We start from the raw sequence: 22,536 nt of genomic DNA, 5'->3' as shown, positions 1-22,536 counted from the left end.
GGGTGTAGCGTCCTCGACGGAACGAAACCGTTCCGTTCCATCCTCTGCCCGAAGGACCCGATGAACCTGCCCCGCCCGATCTGCCGCCCCCGCGTCGAGGGCGACCGCGAGCAGCAGATCCGCGACGCCACGGCCGCGGTGCTCGCGGAGGTGGGCTACGACCGTCTCACGATGGACGCGGTGGCGAGCCGGGCCAAGGCGTCGAAGGCGACGCTCTACCGCCGCTGGTCCACCAAGGCCCAGCTGGTCATCGACGCCCTGTGCAGCCTCAAGGCCGGACCCACCGTCCCGGTCGACACGGGCTCCCTGCGGGGCGACCTCATCGCCGCGTTCGCGACCGAGGACGGCTTCGTCAACGACGAGGCCATCGCCGTGTTCGTCAGCGTCGTCACCGCGCTCACGACCGACCCCGAGCTCGCGGAGGGCTTCCGCGAGCGCGTGATCGGCCCCAAGGCAGCCGTCACCCGCGAGATCTACGCCCGGGCGCAGCGCCGCGGCGAGATCCGTGCCGACCTCGACCTCGACCTGCTCGAGCCCGCACTCCCCGGCATCGTCATCCACCGCACCGTCGTGCTGGGCGACCCGCCCACGCACGAGGCCATCACCCGCATCATCGACGAGATCATCCTGCCGGCGGCGACGAGGCCGCCCGCAGCAGCGACCCCCTGACGCCCTGGCGCCCGGGCGTCGCCCGACGCCCTCGCGTCCCGCCGTACCGGCCCCGCCGTGCTCCACCACCACCCGAAGGAACCCCATGACCGACCTGTCCTCGGCGAGCCCTGCCCCCGCGCAGGGCGACGCCGCCCCGCCGGCCCCGGCCCGTCATCTCGGCTGGGCCCTCGTGCTCATCTCGGTGGCGCAGCTGATGGTGGTGCTCGACGCCACGATCGCCAATATCGCCCTGCCCTACATCGGCGACGACCTCTCCATCGACTCCGCGAACCTGTCGTGGATCGTCACCGGCTACGCCCTCGCCTTCGGCGGCCTGCTGCTGCTCGGCGGGCGCCTCGGCGACCTGCTCGGCCGCCGCCGCGTGTTCATCATGGGCCTCGTCGTCTTCGCGGTCGCCTCGCTGCTCGGCGGCCTCGCCACCAACGAGGGCCTGCTCCTCGGCGCCCGTGGCCTCCAGGGCCTCGGCGCGGCGCTCGCCTCGCCCGCCGCCCTCGCGCTCATCACCACGGCGTTCCCGGCCGGTCCCGCCCGCAACCGGGCGTTCGCCGTGTACGCCGCCATGTCCGGCGTCGGCGCGGCCTTCGGCCTCGTGCTCGGCGGCTGGCTGACCGGCCTCGACACGTTCCTGGGCCTCGACGTCCAGGGCTGGCGCCTGACCTTCCTCATCAACGTGCCGATCGGCCTCGTCGCGGCGGTGCTCGCGCCCCGCTTCCTGCCCGAGTCCGACCGCGGCGTCGGCCGTCTCGACGTGCCCGGTGCCATCACCGGCACGCTCGGCCTGCTCGGCGTCGTCTACGGCCTCACCCGGGCCGGCGAGGAGGCGCACGGCTGGGGCGACACCTGGACCATCGCCGCGCTCGCGGCCGGCGTCGCGCTGCTCGTGGCGTTCGTCGTCATCGAGGTCCGCGTGCCCGACCCGCTCATGCCGATCCGCATCTTCGCCAACCGCACGCGTGCGGCCAGCTTCGTCGCCATGATGATGGTGCCCGCGGCCATGTTCGCCATGTTCTTCTTCCTCAGCCTCTACGTGCAGAACATCGGCGGCTGGGAGCCCCTGCAGACCGGCTTCGCGTTCCTGCCGTTCTCGGTCGGCATCGTCGCCGGCGCGACCCTGTCGTCCAACCTGGTCAACCGCATCGACGCCCGCTACGTCGCCGGTGTCGGCACCATCCTGGCCGCGATCGCGCTCTTCGGCTTCTCCCGCCTGCCCGCCGACCTGGGTGCCGGCGACCTCGTCGGTGCGCTCGCCGCGGGCGACCCGGCCGTCGACATCAACTACTGGGGCACGGTGTTCCCGTACCTCGTCATCATGTCCTTCGGCATGGGCATGACCTTCGTGCCGCTGACCCTGACCGCGGTGCACCACGTGCGCGCCGAGGACTCGGGCATCGGCTCGGGCGTGCTCAACACGATGCAGCAGGTCGGCGGCGCGCTCGGCCTCGCGGCCCTGAGCACCGTCGCGAGCCACGTGGCGTCCAACCGGGCCGAGGACCTGGGCCCCCAGGCGGGCCAGGCCGCCTCCGGCGCCGGCCTCCCCGCCGACCAGGCGGGCGGCCTCGTGGAGGGCGCGACGTACCTCGGCTCGTTCGCGGACGGCGCCACCACCGCGTTCCTCGTGGGCGCGGGTGTCATCCTGCTCGGCTCGCTCGTCGTCTGGCTCTTCCTCGACGTCAAGCACACCGAGCTGGCGACCGACGGCCCCGAGGGCGTCCACGTCGGCTGACGTCCCGGCTCAGCCCGCACCACCCCGCACCGGCGGGTCCGCGCTCCGCGGGCCCGCCGGTGCTGCGTCCGGGGCGACCAGCCGTTGCAGCGTGAGCGCCAGCTCGTCGGCGACGACCGCAGGGTCCCGCTCGTCGGTGATCGCGACCAGGCACGACGCGCGGACGCAGCGAGCGAGCCAGTCGACCGACAGCCGCGCGGTGAGCTCGCCGCGGGAGCGGCGCTCCCCGAGGAGGGCGGCGATCGGCTCGTCGGGCACGACGAGGCGCGCGAGCTCGTCGATCGGACGGGGGTGCCGCGCCAGGACGTGGCCGTACGCGCCGGCCAGCGCGACCACCTCGTGGGCGAGGCGCGCGAGCGCCGCGTCGAGAGCCAGGTCGGCCATGTCGTCGAGCAGGCTCGGCAGGAGTGCGTCCGCGATCGAGCGGGTCAGGGCGTCCAGGACGGCGTCGACGCCGCGGAAGTGGCGGTAGAAGGTGGCGCGGGTCAGACCGGCCTCCCGGGCGAGGCCGCTCACGCTCAGTCCCTCGCCCGACAGCAGCAGACGCTCGGCCGCCGCCAGGATCGCCTCCCGGCTCCGCCGTCCGTCGGCGCGCTGGGCCTCCGGACGACTCATGCACCGAGCCTAGCGATCGGGAACCCTTGACGAACAAGTGAGACACGTGTCTAGTCTCCGGTGCACACCCGTGCTCCGAACCCCTGTCTCGGGAGGTCCCCCATGCCTGCTCTGTCTCGTCGTGCCCTCATCGGCGGCGCCGCTGCGACCGCCGTCGTCGGCGGCTGGGCCCGTCCGGCCTGGGCCACCGTGCCCGTCCGCCGCGACCGGCGCCGCGTCGTCATCATCGGCTCGGGCTTCGGCGGGGCCGTCGCCGCGCTGCGCCTGACGCAGGCCGGCGTCCCCGTCACCCTCCTCGAGCAGGGCCGCCGCTGGCCGACGGCCCCGGGCAGCGACACGTTCCCGACCGTGGCCACGCTCGACGAGCGGGCGCTCTTCTACGGCTCGGCGCCCGAGCTCTTCGGCCGCCCGCTGAGCCCCGCGCCGTACGTCGGGGTCTTCAACGCGACGCCCAGCCCGACGATGACGGTGATGAGCGGGGTGGGGTACGGCGGCGGCTCGCTCACCTACCAGGGCATGAGCCTCGTGCCGGACCGCGCCGTGTTCGAGCACGAGTTCCCGGCGGGGCTCGACTACGACGAGCTCGCGACCGAGCACTACGCGGAGGTGGCCCGCATGCTCCGCCTCGCCACCGCACCCGACGAGCTGGTCGCGTCCGCGCCGTACCGGGCCGCCCGCACCTTCCGCGAGCGTGCCCTGGCCGCGGGCCAGGGCGTCGAGAAGATCCCGATGCCCATCGACTGGAGCTACGCGCTGCGCGAGCTCCGCGGCGAGCTCCCGCCCTCGTTCACCAACGGCGACTGCGCGCTCGGCGCCAACAACGGCGGCAAGCACAGCCTGGACGTCACCTACCTCCGGGCCGCCGAGGAGACGGGGCTGCTCGAGGTGCGCCTGCTCCACCGCGTCACCGACGTCGCGCGGACCGCAGCGGGCGAGTGGGAGGTGACCGCCGCACGCACCGACCTCCGCGGCACCCGCCAGGAGACCGTCGTGCTCACCTCGCCCACGCTGGTGATGGGTGCCGGCAGCGTCGGCACGACGAAGATGCTCGTCCGTGCGGCGGCGACGGGCGCCATCCCCGACCTGCCCGACGCCGTCGGCCGCGGCTGGGGCACCAACGCCGACCGCATCTACGTGTGGTCGGACCCGCTGCGCGGGTTCGGCACGCCGCAGGGTGGCCCCGTCGTCTTCGGCAGCAAGGACTGGTCGGACCCGGCGCGCGCGAACACCATCATCCAGGCGTCGATCCCGCCCATCGGCATCGCCGGTCTCGACCTCGACCCGCGCAGCACGATGATGGTCGGCTACGGCGTGAGCGCCGCGCGGGGCCACTTCGCGTACGACGCCCTCACCGACTCCGCGAACCTGCGCTGGGCGCCGGAGGGCGACCACGCGGTGCAGTACGGCGCGATCGCGCCCCGCGCGCACCGGATCGCCGGCCTCGGGTCGCTGCTCGTCGACACCAACGCGGTCGCCCCCTCGACGTGGCACCCCCTCGGCGGCGTCAACATGGGCGCGGCCTGCGACCTGGAGGGCCGGGTGCTGGGGCAGCGGGGGCTGTACGTGCTGGACGGCGCGCTGCTCCCGGGCACCGCCGCCGCCTGCAACCCGTCGATGACCATCGCCGCCGTCGCCGAGCGGGCGATGAAGCGGATCGTGCGGCAGGACGTGGGGGTCGTGATCTAGCCCATCCGGTCGGCCGCCGGGTCCGAACCTCTCCCCGTGAGCTCCCCCACCGCGCCCGACGAGGCGCTGACCCGGTACGACGTCACGCGGCCCCGCGGCGTGGTGCTGCTCCTCCACGGCGGCACCGAGCAGTCGGCCAGCCCGGTCGACGGCCGCAGCGCCTCGTGGCGCCGCTCGGCCGCGATGCAGCGCTCGATCACGCCCCGCCTGGCCGCGGACGGCGTCGCGACGTGGCTGCTGCGCTACACGCTGCGCGGCTGGAACGGCGGGGCTCCCGTGGCCGACGCCCGGGCCGCCCTGCGGCGGCTCGACGCCGCCCTCCCCGACGTGCCGGTCGTGCTCCTCGGCCACTCCATGGGCGGACGCACCGCGGTGCACATCGCCGACCACCCCTCGGTGGTCGGCGTCGTGGGGCTGGCGCCGTGGTTCCCGCCCGGGGAGCCGACCGCCGCGCTCGCCGGGAAGTGGCTGCTGGCCGCGCACGGCAGCCGCGACCGCATCACCTCCCCGCGGGCGACCCGGGCGTACGTCGAGCGTGCGGACGCCGACGGGGCCCGCGCCACCTTCCGTGACGCGGGCCCCGTCGGGCACTACATGTTCCGTCGCGCGGCGGCCTGGAACGACCTCGCCGTCGAGGGCTGCTCGACGCTGCTCAGCCGCGCCCGGCGCTGAGCGCCGACGCGATCGCGCCGACGAAGGCGGGCAGGTCGCCGGGGTTGCGGCTGGTGATGAGGTCGCCGTCCACGACGACCTCCTCGTCCACCCAGTCGCCGCCGGCGTTGCGCACGTCGTCCGCGAGGCTGGGGAAGCTGGTGAGGCGGCGGCCCTCGACGAGGCCCGCGGAGACGAGCAGCCACGGGCCGTGGCAGATCACCGCGGTGGGCTTGCCGGCCTCGAGGGCCGAGGTGACCAGCTGCTGCGCGGTCGCGTCGGTGCGGATCGTGTCGGCGTTCACGGTGCCGCCGGGCACGACCAGCGCGTCGATCGTCGCCACGTCGACGTCGCCGAACGCACCGTCGACCGCGATCTTCCGGGTCTTCTCCGTGTCGCCCTCGACGGCCTGGATCTCCTGGCCGCTCTGCGAGTAGACGAGGACGGTCGCGCCCTGCGCGGCGAGCTCGTCGCGCGGCGTGACGAGCTCCGCCTCCTCGAAGTGGTCGCTCGCGATGATCGCGACGGTGCGGCCCTGCGGGCCGGTGGCGTCGGTGCCGGACTCGGTCATGGTTGCCTCCTGCGCGTGGGGTCCCCGGGATCGCCGGGGCTGCTCCCCCGACCGTAGGCACCCGCGGCAAGGGCGGCGGCGTACCCCGTCGTGGCGGGCCTCAGGCGTCGTCGATCCGCCGGGCGGCGTCGACCAGGGCGCGCAGCACGCGCGGCACGTCGGCGGCGGCCGCGCCCGCGAGACCGCAGCCCGGGGCCACGCCGAGGCGCTCTGCCGGCGCGAGCCCGACGACGTCCAGCCAGCGGGCGGTGCGCGCCGCGAGGTCCTTCTCCCCGACGACGGGGCCGGTCGGGTCGACCACGCCGAGCACGAGCGCGGCGCCCGCCTCGTGGGCCAGCGCCAGCGCCTCGAGGTCGTCGGCCACCAGCACGTCGAGGTCGACCACGAGGCCCTCCGCGCCCGCGCCGTGCACCAGCGCCCAGGGGGTGCCGGGGGCGCAGGAGTGCACCCACGGCTCGGCCCCGGCGTCGCGCGCCGCCCCGAGCACCCAGCCGAGCACCTCCGAGGCCTCCGGCCGGTCGACGGCGCGGTGGCGCCCCCAGCCCGAGGCGGTCGGCACGCGCGCGTCGAGCACGGCCGCCAGCGCGGGCTCGTCGACCTGCACGACGACGCGGTCGCAGCCGGGCACGCGGCGGCGGACCTCGGCCACGTGCTCGCCGACCGCCTCCGCCAGCGACTGCGCGAGGTCGCGCCGGGCGCCGTGGTCGGCGAGCACCTTGTCGCCGCGCGGCCGCTCGGTGGTCGTGGCGAGAGTCCAGGGCCCGGTGACCTGCACCTTGAACGCACCCGTGCGATCCTGCGCACGCTCCTCGAGCGCGTCGAGGTCCTGGTTGAGCAGGCTGCGGGCGCGCCGCTGGTCGCGGCCGGGAGCACCCGACGTACCGGTCAGCCGCCAGCCCGCCGGCTGCAGGTCGACGTCGAGGCCGGTCTGCAGGCCGAGGGTGCGCCCCGTCATCGCCGCACCGACGCCGCGCCCGGGCACCTCGGGGAGGTAGGGCAGGTCGGGCAGCAGGTCCAGCACCATGCGCACGGCCTCGTCGAGGTCGCGCTGGGTGTCGCCGGGGTGGGAGCCGACGCCGGTCGCGAAGCTCACGCGGGCACCGCCCGCCGGGTCGTGGCGATGGTCGCCGAGCCGACGACGCGCGTGCCGTCGTAGACGACGACCGCCTGGCCGGGCGCGATGCCCTCGGCCGCGTCGAGCAGCTCCACGTCGAGGGCCGCGTCGTCACCGGTGACGGTCGCGACCGCCCGGTGCTCCGCCCCGTGGGCGCGCAGCTGCACGGTGCACGCGAGCGGTACGCCGGCGCGCGGCGCCGCGCCGCACCAGCGGGGCCGCACGCCGCGCAGGCCGGTGACGCGCAGCCCCTCCCGGGGTCCGACGCGGACCGTGCCGGAGACCGGCTCGATGTCGAGCACGAAGCGCGGGCGGCCGTCGGGCGCCGGGCGCCCCAGGCGCAGGCCGCGGCGCTGCCCGATCGTGTAGCCGTAGGTGCCGGCGTGCGTGCCCAGCACCTCGCCGGTGGCGTCGTCGACGATGTCGCCGCCGTGGTTGGGCGCCCGGTCGCCGAGCTTCTCGCCCAGCCAGCCGGCCGTGTCGCCGTCGGCCACGAAGCAGATGTCGTGGCTGTCCGGCTTGTCGGCGACGAGCAGACCGCGGGCGGCCGCCTCCCGCCGTACGTCGGGCTTCGCGGAGCCGGCCAGCGGGAACAGCGAGTGCCGCAGCTGGGACTGGTCGAGCACGCCGAGCACGTAGGACTGGTCCTTCGCCGCGTCGGCCGCCCGGTGCAGCTCGACGAGACCGTCGGCGCCCGTGCGCAGCTCGGCGTAGTGCCCGGTCGCGACCGCGTCGAAGCCCAGCGCCAGCGCGCGGTCGAGCACGGCGGCGAACTTGATGCGCTCGTTGCAGCGCAGGCACGGGTTGGGGGTGCGGCCGGCGGCGTACTCGTCCATGAAGTCGGTGACGACGTCGGCGTGGAACTCCGCGCTCATGTCCCACACGTAGAACGGGATGCCCAGCACGTCGGCCGCCCGCCGCGCGTCGTTGCTGTCCTCGATCGTGCAGCAGCCGCGGGCCCCCGAGCGGTACGACGCGGGGTTGCGCGAGAGCGCCAGGTGCACGCCCGTCACGTCGTGGCCGGCCTCGACGGCGCGCGCGGCGGCCACGGCGGAGTCGACCCCACCGGACATGGCGGCGACGACCCGCAGCGGCGTGGTGCCCCCGGGGCCGCTCACCGGCGTACCCGGCGGGCGGCGCCGGCCCGCTCGACGACGGGCCCGATGGCCGCCAGCACGGCGGCCACGTCGGCCTCGGTGCTGGTGTGGCCCAGGGAGAAGCGCAGGGTGCTGCGGGCCTCGAGCTCGTCCTGGCCCGCGGCCAGCAGGACGTGGCTGGGCTGGGGCACCCCCGCCGAGCACGCGGAGCCGGTGGAGACCTCGACGCCGCGGGCGTCGAGCAGCATGAGGAGGGAGTCGCCCTCGCAGCCGGGGAACCCGATGCTGGCGATGCCCGGGAGCCGCTCGGCGGCCGCGCCGTTGAGGACGGCGCCCGGCACGACGTCGCGGATGCCGGCCACGAGGTCGTCGCGCAGGTGCGCGAGGCGCGTGGCGGACTCGGGCTGCGCCTTCACGGCGATCTCGAACGCGGCGGCGAGACCGGCCACCGAGGGGACCCCGACGGTGCCGCTGCGCACGTCGCGCTCCTGGCCGCCGCCCTGGAGGAGGGCCGTGGGGGTGACGCCGCGCCGGGCCACCAGCACCCCGGCGCCGTGCGGGCCGCCGACCTTGTGCCCCGTGGCGGTCAGCAGGTCGACGTCGGCGGCCGTCACGTCGACGGGCACGGCGCCCACGGCCTGCACCGCGTCGGTGTGGAACGGCACGCCGGCCGCGCGACACAGGGCCGCCAGCTCCTCGACGGGCTGCAGCACGCCGGTCTCGTTGTTGGCCCACATGACCGACACGAGGGCGACGGTCTCGGGGGCGGCGAGCGCCTCGGCCAGCGCGGCGACCTCGACGCGCCCGGCGCGGTCGACCGGCAGCAGCTCGACCTCGGCCCCCGCGTGCTGGCCCAGCCAGAGCGCGGCGTGGAGCACGGCGTGGTGCTCGACCGAGGAGACCAGCACCCGCCGACGGCGCTCGTCGGCGGCGTGGCGCGACCAGAACGTGCCCTTCACGGCCAGGTTGTCCGACTCGGTGCCGCCCGAGGTGAAGAACACCTCGCTCGGCCGGCAGCCCAGGCTCTCGGCGACGCTCTCGCGCGACTCCTCCAGCACCCGCCGCGCGTCGCGACCGGCGGCGTGCAGCGACGCCGGGTTGCCCGGGGCGTCGAGGTGCGCCAGCAGGGCGTCGCGGGCCTCCGGCCGCAGCGGCGTGGTGGCCGCGTGGTCGAGGTAGGTGCGCGCGTCGCTCGCGGTCGGGTCGGGTCGGGGCATGGCGCCGACCAGCGTACGCCGCACCCCGCCGCTACGCCGTCTCGCCGACCCCGCGCGGACGCTCGAGGACGGCCCGCACCGCCAGGCCCGCCACCAGCGCCCAGAAGGCGCCACCGATCCCGGCGACGCTCACCCCGCCCGCGGCGACGAGGAAGGTGACGACCGCGCTCGTGCGGCTGGCCGGGTCGGCCATCGCGGTGGCGGCGGCCGCGCCGAACGCCCCGAGCAGCGCGAGGCCGGCGACCGTCTCGACGAGACCCGACGGGGCGGCGGCGGTCAGGGTCGTCAGGGCCCCCGACACGAGCGCGAGCAGCAGGTAGGCCACCCCCGCGCTCAGCGCGGCGACCCAGCGGCGGTCGCGGTCCGGTCCGGCCTCCTCGCCCGCGGCCAGGGCGGCCGACAGGGCGGCGAGGTTGATGGCGTGGCCGCCGAACGGGGCCGCCACGACGGTCCCGGCGCCGGTCGCCGCCATCGACGAGCGCCAGGGCACGCCGTACCCGAAGGAGCGCAGCACGGCCGCGCCCGGGACGTTCTGCGACGCCATCGTCACGACGTACAGCGGGAGGGCGATGCCGACGACCGCGGCCGGGGTCAGCGTCGGCGTCGTCCAGGTCAGGACCGGCAGGAGCGGCCCGTCGACGGTGGTGCCCGACCGGCTCAGCTCGACCGCGATCACCACCAGGCACGCCACGAGCGCGGCCGGCACCGCCCAGCGCGGCGCGAGGCGCGTGACGACAAGCCAGGTCGCGACGACGGGCAGCGCGAGCGCGGGGCTGGCGCCGACCGTCTCGACCGGCGCGAGCACCAGCGGCAGCAGGACCCCGGCGAGCATCGCCTGCGCCACCGCCGGCGGGATGCGCTCGACGAGGCGGCCCAGCCACGGCACGAGCCCGGTGAGCACGACGAGCACGCCGACGAGGGCGAACGCGCCGACCGCGGCGGGCCAGCCGCCGTCGACCGTGCCGGTGCTCACGAGCAGCGCGGCGCCCGGCGTGGACCAGGCGAGCGTGACGGGCACCCGGTGCCACAGGGCGAGCCCGACGATCCCGAGACCGAACGCCACCGTCAGCGCCAGCAGCCCCGAGGCGGCGTCCTCGGGCGACCCGCCGGCCGCCCGCAGGCCGGCGAGCACCACCGCGAAGGACGAGGTGAAGCCCACCAGCGCCGTCACCACGCCGGCGAGGACGGGGGCCACGAGCGAGCCGCGGGGCTCGGCCGCGTGGGTGGGAGTACGACGCACGCGCGCACCCTACGGGCGCGGGCGGGTCGCCGCGGACGGTCTCGCGCACGGGTCGCGCACGGGTCGCGCACGGGTCGCGCACGGGGTCGCCGCCGAGGGGTACCGGGCCCGCGGCCCGACGCAGGACCCGCGACGAGGAGGAACCGTGAACCGAACCACCCCGCCCATCCCCGCCCGCCCCCGGCAGCGCCGCTCCCCCCGGGCCCGCGCGCTCGGCCTGTCGGCCGCCGCCGTGCTCGCCCTCGGCGCGCTCGCGGCCTGCGGCGACGAGTCCGACGACGACAACGACGACGGCACGGGCGGCACCATCCCGTCCGACACCGGCTCGACCGAGCCCGCACCCGTCGACGAGTCGGCGGGCTCGGACGGGTCCTCCGCGGAGTCGGGCGAGGGCGCGGACGGCTCGGAGCCCGAGGAGGGGTCCGAGGGGTCGGAGGGGTCGGAGCTCGTCGTGTCCCTGCAGGACGTGGAGGGCACCGAGGTCGGCACCGTCACGCTGAGCGAGGCCGAGGAGGGCACGCGCGTCGAGGTGGAGGTAGAGGGGCTGACGCCGGGCTTCCACGGCTTCCACGTGCACACCGTCGGGCTTTGCGAGCCGGAGAGCGCGGCCCCCGACGACCCGGGCACCCTCGGCGCGTTCCTGTCCGCCGGCGGCCACCTCGGCGTCGGCGAGAGCGACCACGGCGACCACGAGGGCGACCTGTCGTCGCTGCAGGCCCGTGAGGACGGTACGGCGACGCTCGCCACCACGACCGACCGCTTCACGATGGCCGACCTGCAGGACGCCGACGGCAGCGCGTTCATGGTGCACGCGGGCCCGGACAACTTCGCGAACGTGCCGGAGCGCTACGCGCCCGACGGGCCGGACCAGGACACCCGCGACACCGGCGACTCCGGCGACCGCGTCGCCTGCGGGGCCGTCGAGGCGGGCTAGAGGAGCACGAGGTCGTCGCGGTGGACGACCTCCCGCTCGTACTCCGCGCCGAGCTCGGCGGCCAGGTCGCCCGACGAGCGGCCCGCGAGGCGCGGGATCTCCTCGGCGTCGAAGTTGACCAGGCCCCGGGCGACGGCCGCGCCGTCGGGGCCCACCAGGTCCACGGGGTCGCCGGCGTGGAAGGCGCCGCTCGCGCCGGTGACCCCCGCGGCCAGCAGGGAGGCGCGGCGGCCGAGCACCGCGCGTACCGCCCCGGCGTCGAGGTGCAGCGACCCCTTGGCGTCGGTGGCGTGCCGCAGCCACAGCAGCCGCGTCGGCCGGCGGCGACCGGTGGCGTGGAAGAGGGTGCCGACGTCCGCGCCGCCCAGGGCGGCGGCCGCGTTCGGGGCCGAGGTGAGCACGACGGGGATGCCCGCGCCGGTGGCGATGCGGGCGGCCTCGACCTTCGTGACCATGCCGCCGGTGCCGACGCCGGCGGCCCCGGGTGAGCCGATCTCGATGCCGGCCAGGTCGTCGTCGGTGCGGACGTCCGTGACGAGCGAGGTGCCCGGCAGCGCCGGGTTGCCGTCGTACAAGCCGTCGACGTCGGAGAGCAGCACCAGCAGGTCGGCGTGCACGAGGTGGGCGACGAGGGCGGCGAGGCGGTCGTTGTCGCCGAAGCGGATCTCCTGGGTGGCGACCGTGTCGTTCTCGTTGACGATCGGGAGCACGCCGAGCTCGAGCAGCTTCGCGAACGTCTGGTGGGCGTTGCGGTAGTGCGAGCGGCGGGTCACGTCGTCGACGGTGAGCAGCACCTGGCCGGTGGTGATCGCGTGGGCGGCGAGCGCGGCGGTGTACTGCGCGACGAGGAGCCCCTGGCCCACCGAGGCCGCCGCCTGCTGGGCCGCGAGCCCCTTCGGTCGGCGCTTGAGACCGAGCGGCGCGAGGCCGGCGGCGATGGCCCCGGAGGAGACGAGCACGACCTCGGTGCCCCCGCGGTGCACGGCGGCGACCGCGTCGACGAGCCGGTGGAGGCGCTCGGGGTCGATGCCGCCAGCGGCCGTCGTCAGCGACGACGAGCCGACCTTGACGACGATGCGCCGGGCGCCGGCGACCTCGGTGCGCGCTCCCCCGGTACGGCGGTCCTCGCTCACCGCTCGTCCCGCGTGGGGTCGTCCTCGCTCCAGCCCAGGTCGTCCGGCAGCTCGGCCGGCAGCTCGGCCGGGGCGTCGGGGCGGTCGGGGTCGTCGTCGCCGCCGATCTCGTACGACGTCGGGCCGGCGACGCGGCGGGCGACGTCGGCGCGTGCCTCACCCTCGCCCCGCTCGGGGAAGGCCTCGTCGATGGCGCGGCGGCGCGAGGCCGCCGGGCGCTCCTCGGTGAAGCGCTGGTCCTCGCCGCGGCGGCCCAGCATCTCGGCGCCTGCGTCGATGCCGGGGCGGAAGTCGAAGACGACGGCGTTGTCGGGGTGGCCGATGAGGACGGTGTCGCCCTCGACGGCGCCCATCTTGACGAGCCGCTCCTCGACGCCGAGCCGGTCGAGGCGGTCGGCGAGGAAGCCGACGGCCTCGTCGTTGCTGAAGTCGGTCTGGCGCACCCAGCGCTCCGGCTTGGTGCCGCGCACGCGCCAGCCCTCGCCGGTCTGCTTGACGGTGAACTCCTCGGCGCCGTCGGCGCCCGCGGGGCGCAGCACGATGCGGGTGGCCTCGACGACGGGCTTGGCGGCGCGCGCCTCCATGACGATGCGGGCCATCGCGAACGTCAGCTCGCGCACGCCGGCGCCGGAGGCCGCGGAGACCTGGAAGACCTGGAGGCCGCGGGCGGCGAGGTCGTCGAGCACCATGTCGGCGATGTCGGCGCCGTCAGGCACGTCGACCTTGTTGAGGGCGACGAGGCGCGGGCGGTCCTCGAGCCCGCCGTAGCGGGCCAGCTCGTCCTCGATGACGTCGAGGTCGTCGACGGGGTTGCGGCCCGGCTCGATGCTGGCCGTGTCGACGACGTGCACGAGCGCGGCGCAGCGCTCGACGTGACGCAGGAAGTCGTGGCCGAGGCCGCGGCCCTCGCTGGCGCCCTCGATGAGGCCGGGCACGTCGGCGACGGTAAAGACGGTGTCGCCGGCGGTCACGACGCCGAGGTTCGGCACGAGGGTGGTGAAGGGGTAGTCGGCGATCTTGGGCCGGGCCCGCGACATGGCGGCGATGAGGGAGGACTTGCCCGCGCTGGGGAACCCGACGAGGCCGACGTCGGCGACGACCTTCAGCTCGAGGGTGATGGTGAGCTCGTCGCCGGGCTCGCCGAGGAGTGCGAAGCCGGGCGCCTTGCGCTTGGCCGAGGCCAGCGCGGCGTTGCCGAGACCGCCGCGGCCGCCCTCCGCGATGACCATCTCGGTGCCGGCGCCGACCAGGTCGGCGAGCGCCTCCCCGTCCTCGCCGCGCACCACGGTGCCGTCGGGCACGGGCAGCACGAGGTCGGAGCCGTGGGAGCCGTTGCGGTGCGCACCCGCGCCGTGGCCGCCGTGCTCGGCGCGGCGGCGGGGGCTGTGGTGGTAGTCGAGCAGCGTCGTGACCGAGGGGTCGACCCGCAGGATCACGGACCCGCCGGGGCCGCCGTTGCCGCCGTCCGGGCCGCCCAGCGGCTTGAACTTCTCGCGGTGCACGGAGGCGACGCCGTTGCCCCCGCGGCCGGCGCTGACGAGCAGCGTGACGCGGTCGACGAACGTGGGGACGGCCATGGGGTGCTCCTGGGGTGTGGCTGCGGGTGCTGCAGGACGGCTCGGCGGGAGCCGGGTGGAACGCGCGAAGGGCGCCCCGAGATCGGGACGCCCTTCACGTGGTGCTGGGGGGTGCGACGAGCGTCAGCTCACGTGCCCGGCAGGATGTTCACGACGCGGCGGCCGCGGCGCGTGCCGAACTCGACCGCACCGGGGACCAGCGCGAACAGCGTGTCGTCGCCGCCACGGCCGACGCCGTTGCCCGGGTGGAAGTGCGTGCCGCGCTGGCGGACGATGATCTCGCCGGCGTTGACGGTCTCGCCGCCGTAGCGCTTGACGCCCAGACGCTGAGCGTTGGAGTCGCGACCGTTCTTGGTGGACGCGGCGCCCTTCTTGTGTGCCATGTGTCAGTCCTTAGGTGGGTGCGAGACCGGGGGCCTCAGAGCGAGATGTCGGTGACCTTGACCTGGGTGTACTTCTGGCGGTGACCCTGGCGCTTCTTGTAGCCGGTCTTGTTCTTGTACTTCTGGATGACGATCTTCGGGCCCTTGGTGGCCCCGAGGACCTCGGCCGTGACCGACGCCTTGTCGAGCTTGGTGGCCGTCACCTTGTCGCCGTCGACGACGAGCACCACGGGGAGGGTCAGGGACTCGCCCACCGCGACCGTGCTCTTGTCGATCTCGATGACGTCGCCCACGGCAACCTTCTGCTGCTTGGCGCCTGCGCGCACGATCGCGTACACCGCGGTCTCCTTCATCACTTTGCTGCTGCTCCGGGCCTGGTCACACCGCACAGCGCGACCTCCGGGATGCCGGACGTCGTACGCCAGGGGCGGCGCCACGCAGAGATGGTGCACTCCGAGCACACCGAGGACCAATACTAGGGACGAGGGCGGAGGTCCGCAAAACGAGACGGACCGCGGCTCCACGCGCTATCCATCCTAGGGCGCGGCCGCCCACGCCGCGGCCACCAGGAGGACGAGGGCGCTCGCCCCGATCGCGCCCGGCGCACCACCGCCGAGCGGGCCGGCGAGGGCAGCGGCCGAGAGGGACAGCAGCGTCCCCACCGCGGCCAGGGCCGCCGTCGCACCGACGACGCGGGTGTCGCCGACGAGGAGGGCGGTGCCTGCTCCGGCCGCGCTGGGCGCGGCGAGCACCGCGTCGGCCGCGTCCCCGGTCGGGGTCCTGTTCGCGGGCCCGCGAGCGCGGTCACCGCGACGTGGAGGAGGAGGACGCCGCGCACCACGGCCCGGGCGTTCCCGGGCGCCGTCCGCGACGCACCGCCGCGGCGGTCCTCCATGCTCACGACTCCTGCAGCTCGCGCTGCCGGTCGGCGAGGACCGCGGCCGTCCCGAGGACGACGAGGACCAACGAGGTCACGAAGCCCGGGAGGAAGAAACCGACGAGCGGCAGCCACGTCGGCTCCCACCCGCCCGCCCACGCGGCCAGCTCGACGACGTAGGGCGTCATCGGGACGCCCGACGCCACACCCATCCCGATGCAGACGGTCCCGAGCCACCGGGTGCCTCCCTCGAAGTAGGCCAGCGGCAGCACCAGGGCGACGAGCGCGAGCACGGACCCGGGCACCACGAGCCCCAGCACGACCTCGTGGAGGTCTCGACGCGAACCGCCCCCTGCGTCGGCGTACGGGATCAGGAGGAGCACGTGGACGACGACGGCGAGGAAGAGGGAGGTGCGCACCCGGCCACCGTCGCGCCGCGGCGCCCGGCCGCGCGTGAGTACGCAGACTCGACGTGCGACCTGTCGAGGTGGCCGCGCGGCGCGCGGCAGCGCGGTGACTGAGGCGCGGCAGTGCGGTGGCTGAGGGGTCGCGCGTCAGTGCGGTGGCGAGGTGGCCCGCCGGCCCATTCCGGTGGTTGAGGTGGCCGCCCCGGCGGCCCTCGAAACCACGTGTCAGACATCCGGGCTCATCAGACCCGTCGGGTGAACCTGAGCTTGCCGGTGCCAAGGGTCTCGGTGAGGTACGTCGGGTCGTGGGCCACGCGGTGGTGGCGCCAGCACAGCAACCGTCCGCGTTCGACGGAGGTGTGGCCTCCCCTCGACCAGGGGTGGTCGTGGTGCGCCTCGCACCAGTGCGGTGGGGCGTCGCATCCGTCCGCGGTGCAGCCGCCGTCGCGCAGGATCATCGCGATGCGTTGGGGTTTGGTGTGGAACCGGGCGGTGCGGCCGAGGTCGAGGACCTCGCTCTTCGTGCCGAGCACGGCCGGCACCAGGTCTGCACCGCACGCCAGGCGGCGGGCCTCACCCGGAGAGATGCGGTGGCCGGTGTCGAGCGACGCCGCGGCCAGACCTCCGGTGAGGGTGTCGACCTGCATCGTCACCACGACCGTCGCGCCAGCCCCGGCGGCATCGGGCAGATCGGCGTCGCGCATCCGCTCGATGAGCTCCACGAACGCCTGGCCGCGACGCTCCCACGACGGGCGCGGGTCGGCGGGGGCGTCGGCGGCCTCATCACGCAGGTGAGCACGCCGGGGGGACGCGATCGCGTCGAGCATCTTGGCGAACATCGCGCCGTGCAGCTCCGGCACCGTGAACCGGCCGTGGACACAGCCCTGGCCGTCCTCGCGCAGCATGAGTCGGATCTTCGCGGCCGCCTCGCGCTCCTCCCGCGCCAACAGCTCCGCCTCACGCGCCTCACCGACAGCGGGCGCGACGACGTCGAGGATCCGCCGGCCCAGCACGCGGAGAGCCTTGGCGTCGTGCTCGCGGGCGAACCCGACCAGCGTCTGTTCCGCCTCGACTCGGACCTGAGGCGGAACACCGTCGCCGAGGTCGTCGAGGGCCCGAACAATGACCTCGGTCTGGTCTTGCGAGACGGCGCCGGAGCTGCCCGCGGCGGCGAGCGCGTCGTACTGCTCGTCGATCGTCACCGCCGCCCGCACCCGACGGTGCGCCTCCGCGCGGGTGGTGGCCGTGGCGCTCGCGAACCACACCGCGGTCGACGGCGCCCCCGTGTGATCCTCGACCCGCACCTCAGTGGCGTGCGCCAGGAGCTTGGACTGCAGGGCCGTGAGACGGTTGGCCGCCCGCTCGAGCTCGACCAGCGCGGCACCCGTCTCGGCCGGGCCCAGCGTCAGGAGTCCGACCTCGAAGCCGTCGTCGATGGCCTCGTCGAGACGCGCGACGACCCCGGCCAGGGGGTGCAGCGCGGTCTCGGTCATGGGTCCATGACACCAGGGGCCACCGACAGTTCTGACCAGAGACGACGCCTGTCCACAGGTCGAGTTTCCGCAGGTCGAGGCGGGTTCGCACTGACGCCTCCCACCCCGGTCGTGGTTTCGAGGGCCGCTGGGGCGGCCACCTCAACCACCGGACCAGCGCAGCCACCTCGACCACCGGAATCAGTACCACCTCGACCACCGGACCAGCGCCGCCACCTCGACCACCGCGCCGGCGCACGCGCGCCCCGATCCCCCGTCACGCCTCCAGGAACTCGGCCACGAGCTCGTGGTAGCCGGGCGGGCGGAGCAGGAACGAGTCGTGGCCCCACGGCGAGGCGAGCTCCTCGTGCCGCACGCGTACGCCGGCTGCCGCGAGCCGGTCGACGAGGAACGCCGAGTGCGCCGTGCCGAAGCGCCAGTCGGAGTCGAAGCTGATGGCCAGCACGTCCGGGTCGCCCGACGCGACGGCCGGCGAGAAGCCCGGGTCGGCGAAGGGGTCGAACCGGTCGAGCACGCGGGTCAGGACGAGGTAGGACCCGGCGTCGAAGCGCCGCACGAACGACTCGCCCTGGTGCTGGAGGTAGCCCTCGATGCCGGCGCGGCCGTACTTCTCCTCCAGGCCCCGCGCCGACACGTAGGTGATGTGGGCCATCATCCGCGCCACCTTGAGCCCCCGGGCGGGGGCGACGCCGTGCTCGGCGTACCGGCCGCCGTGGAAGTCGGGGTCGGAGGTGATGGCCTCCCGCGCGACCGCGGAGAAGCCGATGTTCTCCGCGGTGAGGCGCGCGGTGGCCGCGACGAGCACGGCGCGCCGTACCCGCCCCGGCTCGTCGCCCAGCCACTGCAGCACCTGCATGCCCCCGAGCGACCCACCGACCCCGGCGTGCACGGCACCGATGCCGAGCACGTCGAGCAGCCGGCGGTGAACGCTCACGAGGTCCCGCACCGCGAGCTCGGGGAAGTCGGGGCCGTACGGACGCCCCGTCGCGGGATCGACCGACGACGGACCGGTGGTGCCCCGGCAGCCCCCCAGCAGGTTGGGGCACACGACGAACCACCGGTCGGTGTCGACCGCCCGGCCCGGTCCGATCAGGTCGTCCCACCACCCCCGCCGCGACGGGTCGCCGTGGTGGCCCGCGGCGTGCGCGTCCCCGGTCAGGGCGTGGGCGACGAGCACGACGTTGTCGCGGGCCGGGGACAGCTCGCCGTACGTCTCGTAGGCCACCTCGACGTGCTCGAGCACCCCTCCCCCGGCGAGCACGAGGGGGTCCTCGGGGGTCGCGACCACGGCGGTGCGCGTGACAACGTGACCGACCCCGTCGCCCCGCACGAGCGTGCGGGGCGCGGGGTCGGCGGACGCGACGGGCTCGCTCACCGGGGGTCGCGGGTCACTTCGCCTGGGTGAGCGCCTGCTCGAGGTCGGCGATGAGGTCGTCGACGTTCTCGATGCCCACCGACAGCCGCACGAGGTCCTCCGGCACGCCGGCGGCCTCGAGTTCCTCGGTCGTGAGCTGGCTGTGGGTCGTCGTGGCGTTGTGGATGGCCAGCGACTTGGCGTCGCCGATGTTGGCCAGGTGGCTGAACAGCTCGAGCGCCTCGACGAACCGGCGGCCGCCGTCGCGACCCGAGCGCAGGCCGAAGCTGACGAGCCCGCCGTACCCCTTGCCCGTGAGGATGCGGTCGGCGACCTCCTTGCTCGGGTCGCCCTCGAGCCCGGGGTAGCTGACCCACGCCACCGCGTCGTGGCCCTGCAGCCACTCCGCGATCCGCAGCGCGTTCGCGCTGTGGCGCTCGAGGCGCAGGTGCAGCGTCTCGAGGCCCTGGAGGAACAGCCACGAGTTCAGCGGCGCGACGGCCGCCCCCGTGTTGCGCAGCAGCACCGTGCGCGCCCGGATGATGTAGGCCAGGTTGCCGACCGCCTCGGTCCACACCACCCCGTGGTACGCCGCGTCGGGCTGCGTCAGCCCGGGGAATCGCTCGGCGTGCGCCGCCCAGTCGAAGTTGCCGGAGTCCACGATGATGCCGCCGACCGACGTGCCGTGGCCGCCGATGTACTTCGTCGCCGAGTGCACCGCGACGTCCGCGCCGTGGTCGAAGACGCGCGCGAGGTACGGCGTCGGCGTGGTGTTGTCGACGATCAACGGCAGCCCGTGCGCGTGCGCCGCGTCGGCCCACGCCCGGATGTCGACGACGTTGAGGCGCGGGTTGCCGATCGTCTCGGCGAACACCAGCTTGGTGCGCTCGTCGACCGCCGCGTCCAGCGCCTGCGGGTCGCCCGGGTCGACGAAGCGCACCTCGACGCCGAACTGCGGCAGCGTGTGGGCGAAGAGGGCGTACGTGCCGCCGTACAGCGTCGACAGCGCGACGATGTTGTCGCCCGCGTAGGTCAGGTTGAGCACCGCGTAGGTCACCGCCGCCGACCCCGACGCCGTGGCCAGCGCGCCGACCCCGCCCTCGAGCTGGGTCAGCCGGTCCTCGAACACCGACTGGGTCGGGTTCATGATCCGCGTGTAGATGTTGCCCGGCTCGGCCAGCGAGAACAGGTTGGCCGCGTGCTCGGTGTCGTCGAAGACGTAGGACGTCGTCTGGTAGATCGGCACCGCGCGGGCGTTCGTGGCCGGGTCGGCCTCCTCCTGCCCGGCGTGCACGGCGAGGGTCTCGGGACGGTAGGACATGGGCGCACCTCTCGGTCGTCGACTGACGCAATGTCGAGCAACTTACTCGGGTTAGTACGGCGCGCCCAGGGCTTCCCGAGGCGTGGACCTGCTTGACGACGGACGCCGACGGCCCCCGGGGGGTCCCGGGGGCCGTCGGTCGTGGTGCGGGGTGGCGCGTCAGTCGGAGGACGGTACGCCGCGGCGCGTCCGCGTCACGACGGTCACGCTCGGCGCCGGCGTGACGACCGGCGCGGTCGGCTCCGCCGCTGGGTCGACCGTCAGCACGACGGCCTCCTTGGTCGCGACGACCTTCGCCGTGCGCGCCGTGCGCTGGACCGAGCGCGTCACCGGGCCGGTGGTCGCCGGCGCCGGCTCCGGCGCGGTGACCGGCTCGGCGGTCGGGTCGGCGGTCGGCTCGGCCTCGAGGACCTCGTCGTCGGGGTCGGCCGACTCGGCGGCGGCCACGACCTCGACGGCGCTCTCCGCGTCGTGGCGAGCGGCGGTCTCGACGACCTCGGCCACCTCGGCGACGTCGGTGGCGTCGGCCGCGGGGGCCTCCACCGGTGCGTCGACCGACGGGTCGACGGCGTCGTCGCCGGGGACGTCGTCGGCCGCCGGGGCGGGCCGGGCCATCGCGGCGATCTCGGCCGGCGTGGGCACCTTCGGGGGCGTCGGGCGCGACTCGGCCTGCTCGCCGCCCTTGCCGCGACCGCGGCCGCGCCGGCCGCCGGAGCGACGGTCGTCGTCACCCCCGCCGTTGCCGCCGCCGTTGTTCCCGCCGCCGTTGCCGCCGCCCTTGTTCGGGTCGACCGGGTGGTCGTGGATGACGACGCCGCGGCCCTGGCAGTGGGTGCAGTTCTCGCTGAAGGACTCGAGCAGGCCCGTGCCGATGCGCTTGCGCGTCATCTGCACGAGGCCCAGCGAGGTGACCTCGGCGACCTGGTGGCGCGTGCGGTCGCGGCTCAGGCACTCCACCATGCGGCGGAGCACGAGGTCGCGGTTGCTCTCGAGCACCATGTCGATGAAGTCGACGACGATGATGCCGCCGATGTCGCGCAGCCGGAGCTGGCGCACGATCTCCTCGGCCGCCTCGAGGTTGTTCTTCGTGACGGTCTCCTCCAGGTTGCCCCCGGAGCCGGTGAACTTGCCGGTGTTGACGTCGACGACCGTCATGGCCTCGGTGCGGTCGATGACCAGCGAGCCGCCGGAGGGCAGCCACACCTTGCGGTCCAGGCCCTTCGCGATCTGCTCGTCGACGCGGAACTTCTCGAAGACGTCCTTGCTGATGCTCGCCGAGCGGTCGGGCTCGTACCGCTCGAGGCGGTCGGCGAGGTCGGGGGCCACGTCCGCGACGTACTGCGACACCGTCTGCCAGGCGTCGTCGCCCTCGATGACGAGGCGCGAGAAGTCCTCCGTGAACAGGTCCCGGACGACCTTCAGGGTCAGGTCGGGCTCGCCGTACAGCAGCTGCGGCGCGCCGCCCTTGCCCGAGCGGGCCTCGATGTCCTCCCAACGGGCCTTGAGGCGCTCGACGTCGGCCGTCAGTTCCTCCTCGCTGGCGCCCTCGGCGGCCGTGCGGACGATGACGCCCGCGGTGTCGGGGACGATCTCCTTGAGCAGCGTCTTGAGGCGCGTGCGCTCGGTGTCGGGCAGCTTGCGCGAGATGCCGCTCGTGGTGCCGTCGGGCACGTAGACGAGGAAGCGGCCGGCCAGGCTGACCTGGCTGGTGAGGCGGGCGCCCTTGTGGCCGATCGGGTCCTTGGTGACCTGCACCAGCACCGTCTGGCCCGAGGACAGCACCGACTCGATCTTCCGCGGCTGCCCGTCCTTGTGGCCCAGCGCCGACCAGTTGACCTCGCCGGCGTAGAGCACCGCGTTGCGGCCCTTGCCGATGTCGATGAACGCCGCCTCCATCGAGGGCAGCACGTTCTGCACGCGACCGACGTAGACGTTGCCGATGATCGAGGTCTGCGACTCGCGGGCCACGTAGTGCTCGACGAGCACCTTGTCCTCGAGCACGGCGATCTGCGTCAGGTCGCCCTTCTGCCGCACGACCATGACGCGGTCGACGGCCTCGCGGCGGGCCAGGAACTCGGCCTCGCTGACGATGGGCGCACGGCGGCGACCGGCCTCGCGGCCGTCGCGGCGACGCTGCTTCTTGGCCTCGAGGCGCGTGGAGCCGGAGATCGACGTGATCTCGTCCTCGACGGCGCGCGCGGAGCGCACCTTCGTGACGGTGTTCTCCGGGTCGTCGTTCCCGCCGCCCGCGGAGTCGCCCGAGCGGCGACGGCGGCGACGGCGGCGCGACGAGCCGCTGCCGGAGCCGTCCCCGTTGTCGTTGCCGTCACCCGCGTCGTCACCCTCGGCGTCGCCCTCGGTGTCGCCGGCGGCGTCCGTGCCGTCGGTGGGGCCGTCGGTGCGCTCCTCCGCGCCGCGACCGCCGCGACCGCCGCGGCCGCCGCGGCCACCCCGCCCGCCCTGGCGCTGCC

21 protein-coding genes are annotated in these 22,536 nt (G+C 75.1%); 5 read left to right on the top strand and 16 right to left on the bottom strand.

What is annotated here, in order from left to right:
- Nucleotides 1–60: 60 nt before the first annotated feature.
- Nucleotides 61–669 carry a TetR/AcrR family transcriptional regulator gene (locus KK617_RS07495; protein ID WP_277499209.1) on the top strand — a complete coding sequence of 203 codons (609 nt, stop codon included), beginning with the start codon at nucleotides 61–63 and terminating at the stop codon, nucleotides 667–669.
- Nucleotides 670–754: 85 nt separating this feature from the next.
- Nucleotides 755–2,395 carry an MFS transporter gene (locus KK617_RS07490; RefSeq protein ID WP_277499208.1) on the top strand — a complete coding sequence of 547 codons (1,641 nt, stop codon included), beginning with the start codon at nucleotides 755–757 and terminating at the stop codon, nucleotides 2,393–2,395.
- Nucleotides 2,396–2,404: 9 nt separating this feature from the next.
- Here KK617_RS07490 and KK617_RS07485 read toward each other — a convergent pair whose 3' ends face one another.
- Nucleotides 2,405–3,010 carry a TetR/AcrR family transcriptional regulator gene (locus tag KK617_RS07485; RefSeq protein ID WP_277499207.1) on the bottom strand — a complete coding sequence of 202 codons (606 nt, stop codon included), beginning with the start codon at nucleotides 3,008–3,010 and terminating at the stop codon, nucleotides 2,405–2,407.
- 102 nt (nucleotides 3,011–3,112) lie between these two features.
- On the opposite strand from KK617_RS07485, the gene KK617_RS07480 reads away from it, so the two are divergent.
- Together KK617_RS07480 and KK617_RS07475 are read left to right on the top strand one after the other, a co-directional pair.
- Entirely contained in the window at nucleotides 3,113–4,696 is a 1,584-nt protein-coding gene (locus tag KK617_RS07480; RefSeq protein ID WP_277499206.1) for a GMC oxidoreductase, read from the top strand.
- 36 nt (nucleotides 4,697–4,732) lie between these two features.
- Nucleotides 4,733–5,368, top strand: coding sequence for an alpha/beta fold hydrolase (locus KK617_RS07475; RefSeq protein WP_277499204.1), 636 nt, complete (start codon nucleotides 4,733–4,735; stop codon nucleotides 5,366–5,368).
- Here KK617_RS07475 and KK617_RS07470 read toward each other — a convergent pair.
- From KK617_RS07470 to KK617_RS07450, 5 genes are all read right to left on the bottom strand, one after another.
- A complete protein-coding gene (locus tag KK617_RS07470) occupies nucleotides 5,349–5,918 on the bottom strand; it encodes a type 1 glutamine amidotransferase domain-containing protein (RefSeq protein ID WP_277499203.1) in 570 nt (189 codons plus the stop codon). The genes KK617_RS07475 and KK617_RS07470 overlap by 20 nt on opposite strands.
- 100 nt (nucleotides 5,919–6,018) lie before the next feature.
- On the bottom strand, nucleotides 6,019–7,011 hold the full coding sequence (locus tag KK617_RS07465; protein ID WP_277499200.1) for a methionine synthase: 993 nt from the start codon (nucleotides 7,009–7,011) through the stop codon (nucleotides 6,019–6,021).
- Nucleotides 7,008–8,123, bottom strand: coding sequence for a tRNA 2-thiouridine(34) synthase MnmA (gene mnmA, locus KK617_RS07460; protein ID WP_277499252.1), 1,116 nt, complete (start codon nucleotides 8,121–8,123; stop codon nucleotides 7,008–7,010). The genes KK617_RS07465 and mnmA overlap by 4 nt, the downstream gene beginning before the upstream one ends.
- A 23-nt stretch (nucleotides 8,124–8,146) precedes the next feature.
- The gene (locus KK617_RS07455) at nucleotides 8,147–9,346 is read right to left on the bottom strand and encodes a cysteine desulfurase family protein (protein ID WP_277499199.1); all 1,200 of its coding nucleotides are present in this window, start codon (nucleotides 9,344–9,346) and stop codon (nucleotides 8,147–8,149) included.
- Nucleotides 9,347–9,377: 31 nt separating this feature from the next.
- Nucleotides 9,378–10,586 (bottom strand): benzoate/H(+) symporter BenE family transporter, encoded by a 1,209-nt coding sequence (locus KK617_RS07450; protein WP_277499197.1) that lies wholly within the window; start codon nucleotides 10,584–10,586, stop codon nucleotides 9,378–9,380.
- A gap of 145 nt (nucleotides 10,587–10,731) precedes the next feature.
- Here KK617_RS07450 and KK617_RS07445 point away from each other — a divergent pair, with 145 nt between their 5' ends.
- Nucleotides 10,732–11,520, top strand: a complete 789-nt coding sequence (locus KK617_RS07445) for a superoxide dismutase family protein (protein WP_277499195.1) — start codon at nucleotides 10,732–10,734, stop codon at nucleotides 11,518–11,520.
- Here KK617_RS07445 and proB read toward each other — a convergent pair.
- From proB to KK617_RS07395, 10 genes are all read right to left on the bottom strand, one after another.
- Entirely contained in the window at nucleotides 11,517–12,653 is a 1,137-nt protein-coding gene (gene proB, locus KK617_RS07440; protein ID WP_277499193.1) for a glutamate 5-kinase, read from the bottom strand. The two genes, KK617_RS07445 and proB, sit on opposite strands and share 4 nt — an antisense overlap.
- Entirely contained in the window at nucleotides 12,650–14,230 is a 1,581-nt protein-coding gene (gene obgE, locus KK617_RS07435) for a GTPase ObgE (RefSeq protein ID WP_277499190.1), read from the bottom strand. The genes proB and obgE overlap by 4 nt, the downstream gene beginning before the upstream one ends.
- 128 nt (nucleotides 14,231–14,358) lie before the next feature.
- Complete coding sequence (gene rpmA, locus KK617_RS07430) at nucleotides 14,359–14,613, bottom strand: 50S ribosomal protein L27 (protein WP_277499188.1); 255 nt, start codon at nucleotides 14,611–14,613, stop codon at nucleotides 14,359–14,361.
- Nucleotides 14,614–14,648: 35 nt separating this feature from the next.
- Entirely contained in the window at nucleotides 14,649–14,951 is a 303-nt protein-coding gene (rplU, locus tag KK617_RS07425; RefSeq protein ID WP_277499251.1) for a 50S ribosomal protein L21, read from the bottom strand.
- A 198-nt stretch (nucleotides 14,952–15,149) separates the two neighbouring features.
- Nucleotides 15,150–15,365 (bottom strand): hypothetical protein, encoded by a 216-nt coding sequence (locus tag KK617_RS07420; protein ID WP_277499186.1) that lies wholly within the window; start codon nucleotides 15,363–15,365, stop codon nucleotides 15,150–15,152.
- Nucleotides 15,366–15,510: 145 nt separating this feature from the next.
- Nucleotides 15,511–15,909, bottom strand: a complete 399-nt coding sequence (locus KK617_RS07415; protein ID WP_277499185.1) for a hypothetical protein — start codon at nucleotides 15,907–15,909, stop codon at nucleotides 15,511–15,513.
- A 230-nt stretch (nucleotides 15,910–16,139) separates the two neighbouring features.
- A complete protein-coding gene (locus tag KK617_RS07410; protein WP_277499183.1) occupies nucleotides 16,140–17,390 on the bottom strand; it encodes an HNH endonuclease signature motif containing protein in 1,251 nt (416 codons plus the stop codon).
- A 256-nt stretch (nucleotides 17,391–17,646) separates the two neighbouring features.
- On the bottom strand, nucleotides 17,647–18,765 hold the full coding sequence (locus tag KK617_RS07405; RefSeq protein WP_277499180.1) for a homoserine O-acetyltransferase: 1,119 nt from the start codon (nucleotides 18,763–18,765) through the stop codon (nucleotides 17,647–17,649).
- Nucleotides 18,766–18,778: 13 nt separating this feature from the next.
- Nucleotides 18,779–20,065: an O-acetylhomoserine aminocarboxypropyltransferase/cysteine synthase family protein gene (locus KK617_RS07400; RefSeq protein ID WP_277499177.1), complete on the bottom strand. Its 1,287-nt coding sequence runs from the start codon at nucleotides 20,063–20,065 to the stop codon at nucleotides 18,779–18,781.
- Nucleotides 20,066–20,224: 159 nt separating this feature from the next.
- Nucleotides 20,225–22,536, bottom strand: a 2,312-nt coding sequence (locus KK617_RS07395) for an Rne/Rng family ribonuclease (protein WP_277499176.1), incomplete at its 5' end; no start/stop codon positions are given.

Origin of the sequence: Nocardioides sp. ChNu-99, assembly GCF_029493445.1 — a bacterium.
Classification (GTDB): domain Bacteria; phylum Actinomycetota; class Actinomycetes; order Propionibacteriales; family Nocardioidaceae; genus Nocardioides.
This window is presented reverse-complemented; position numbering and strand designations above follow the sequence as displayed.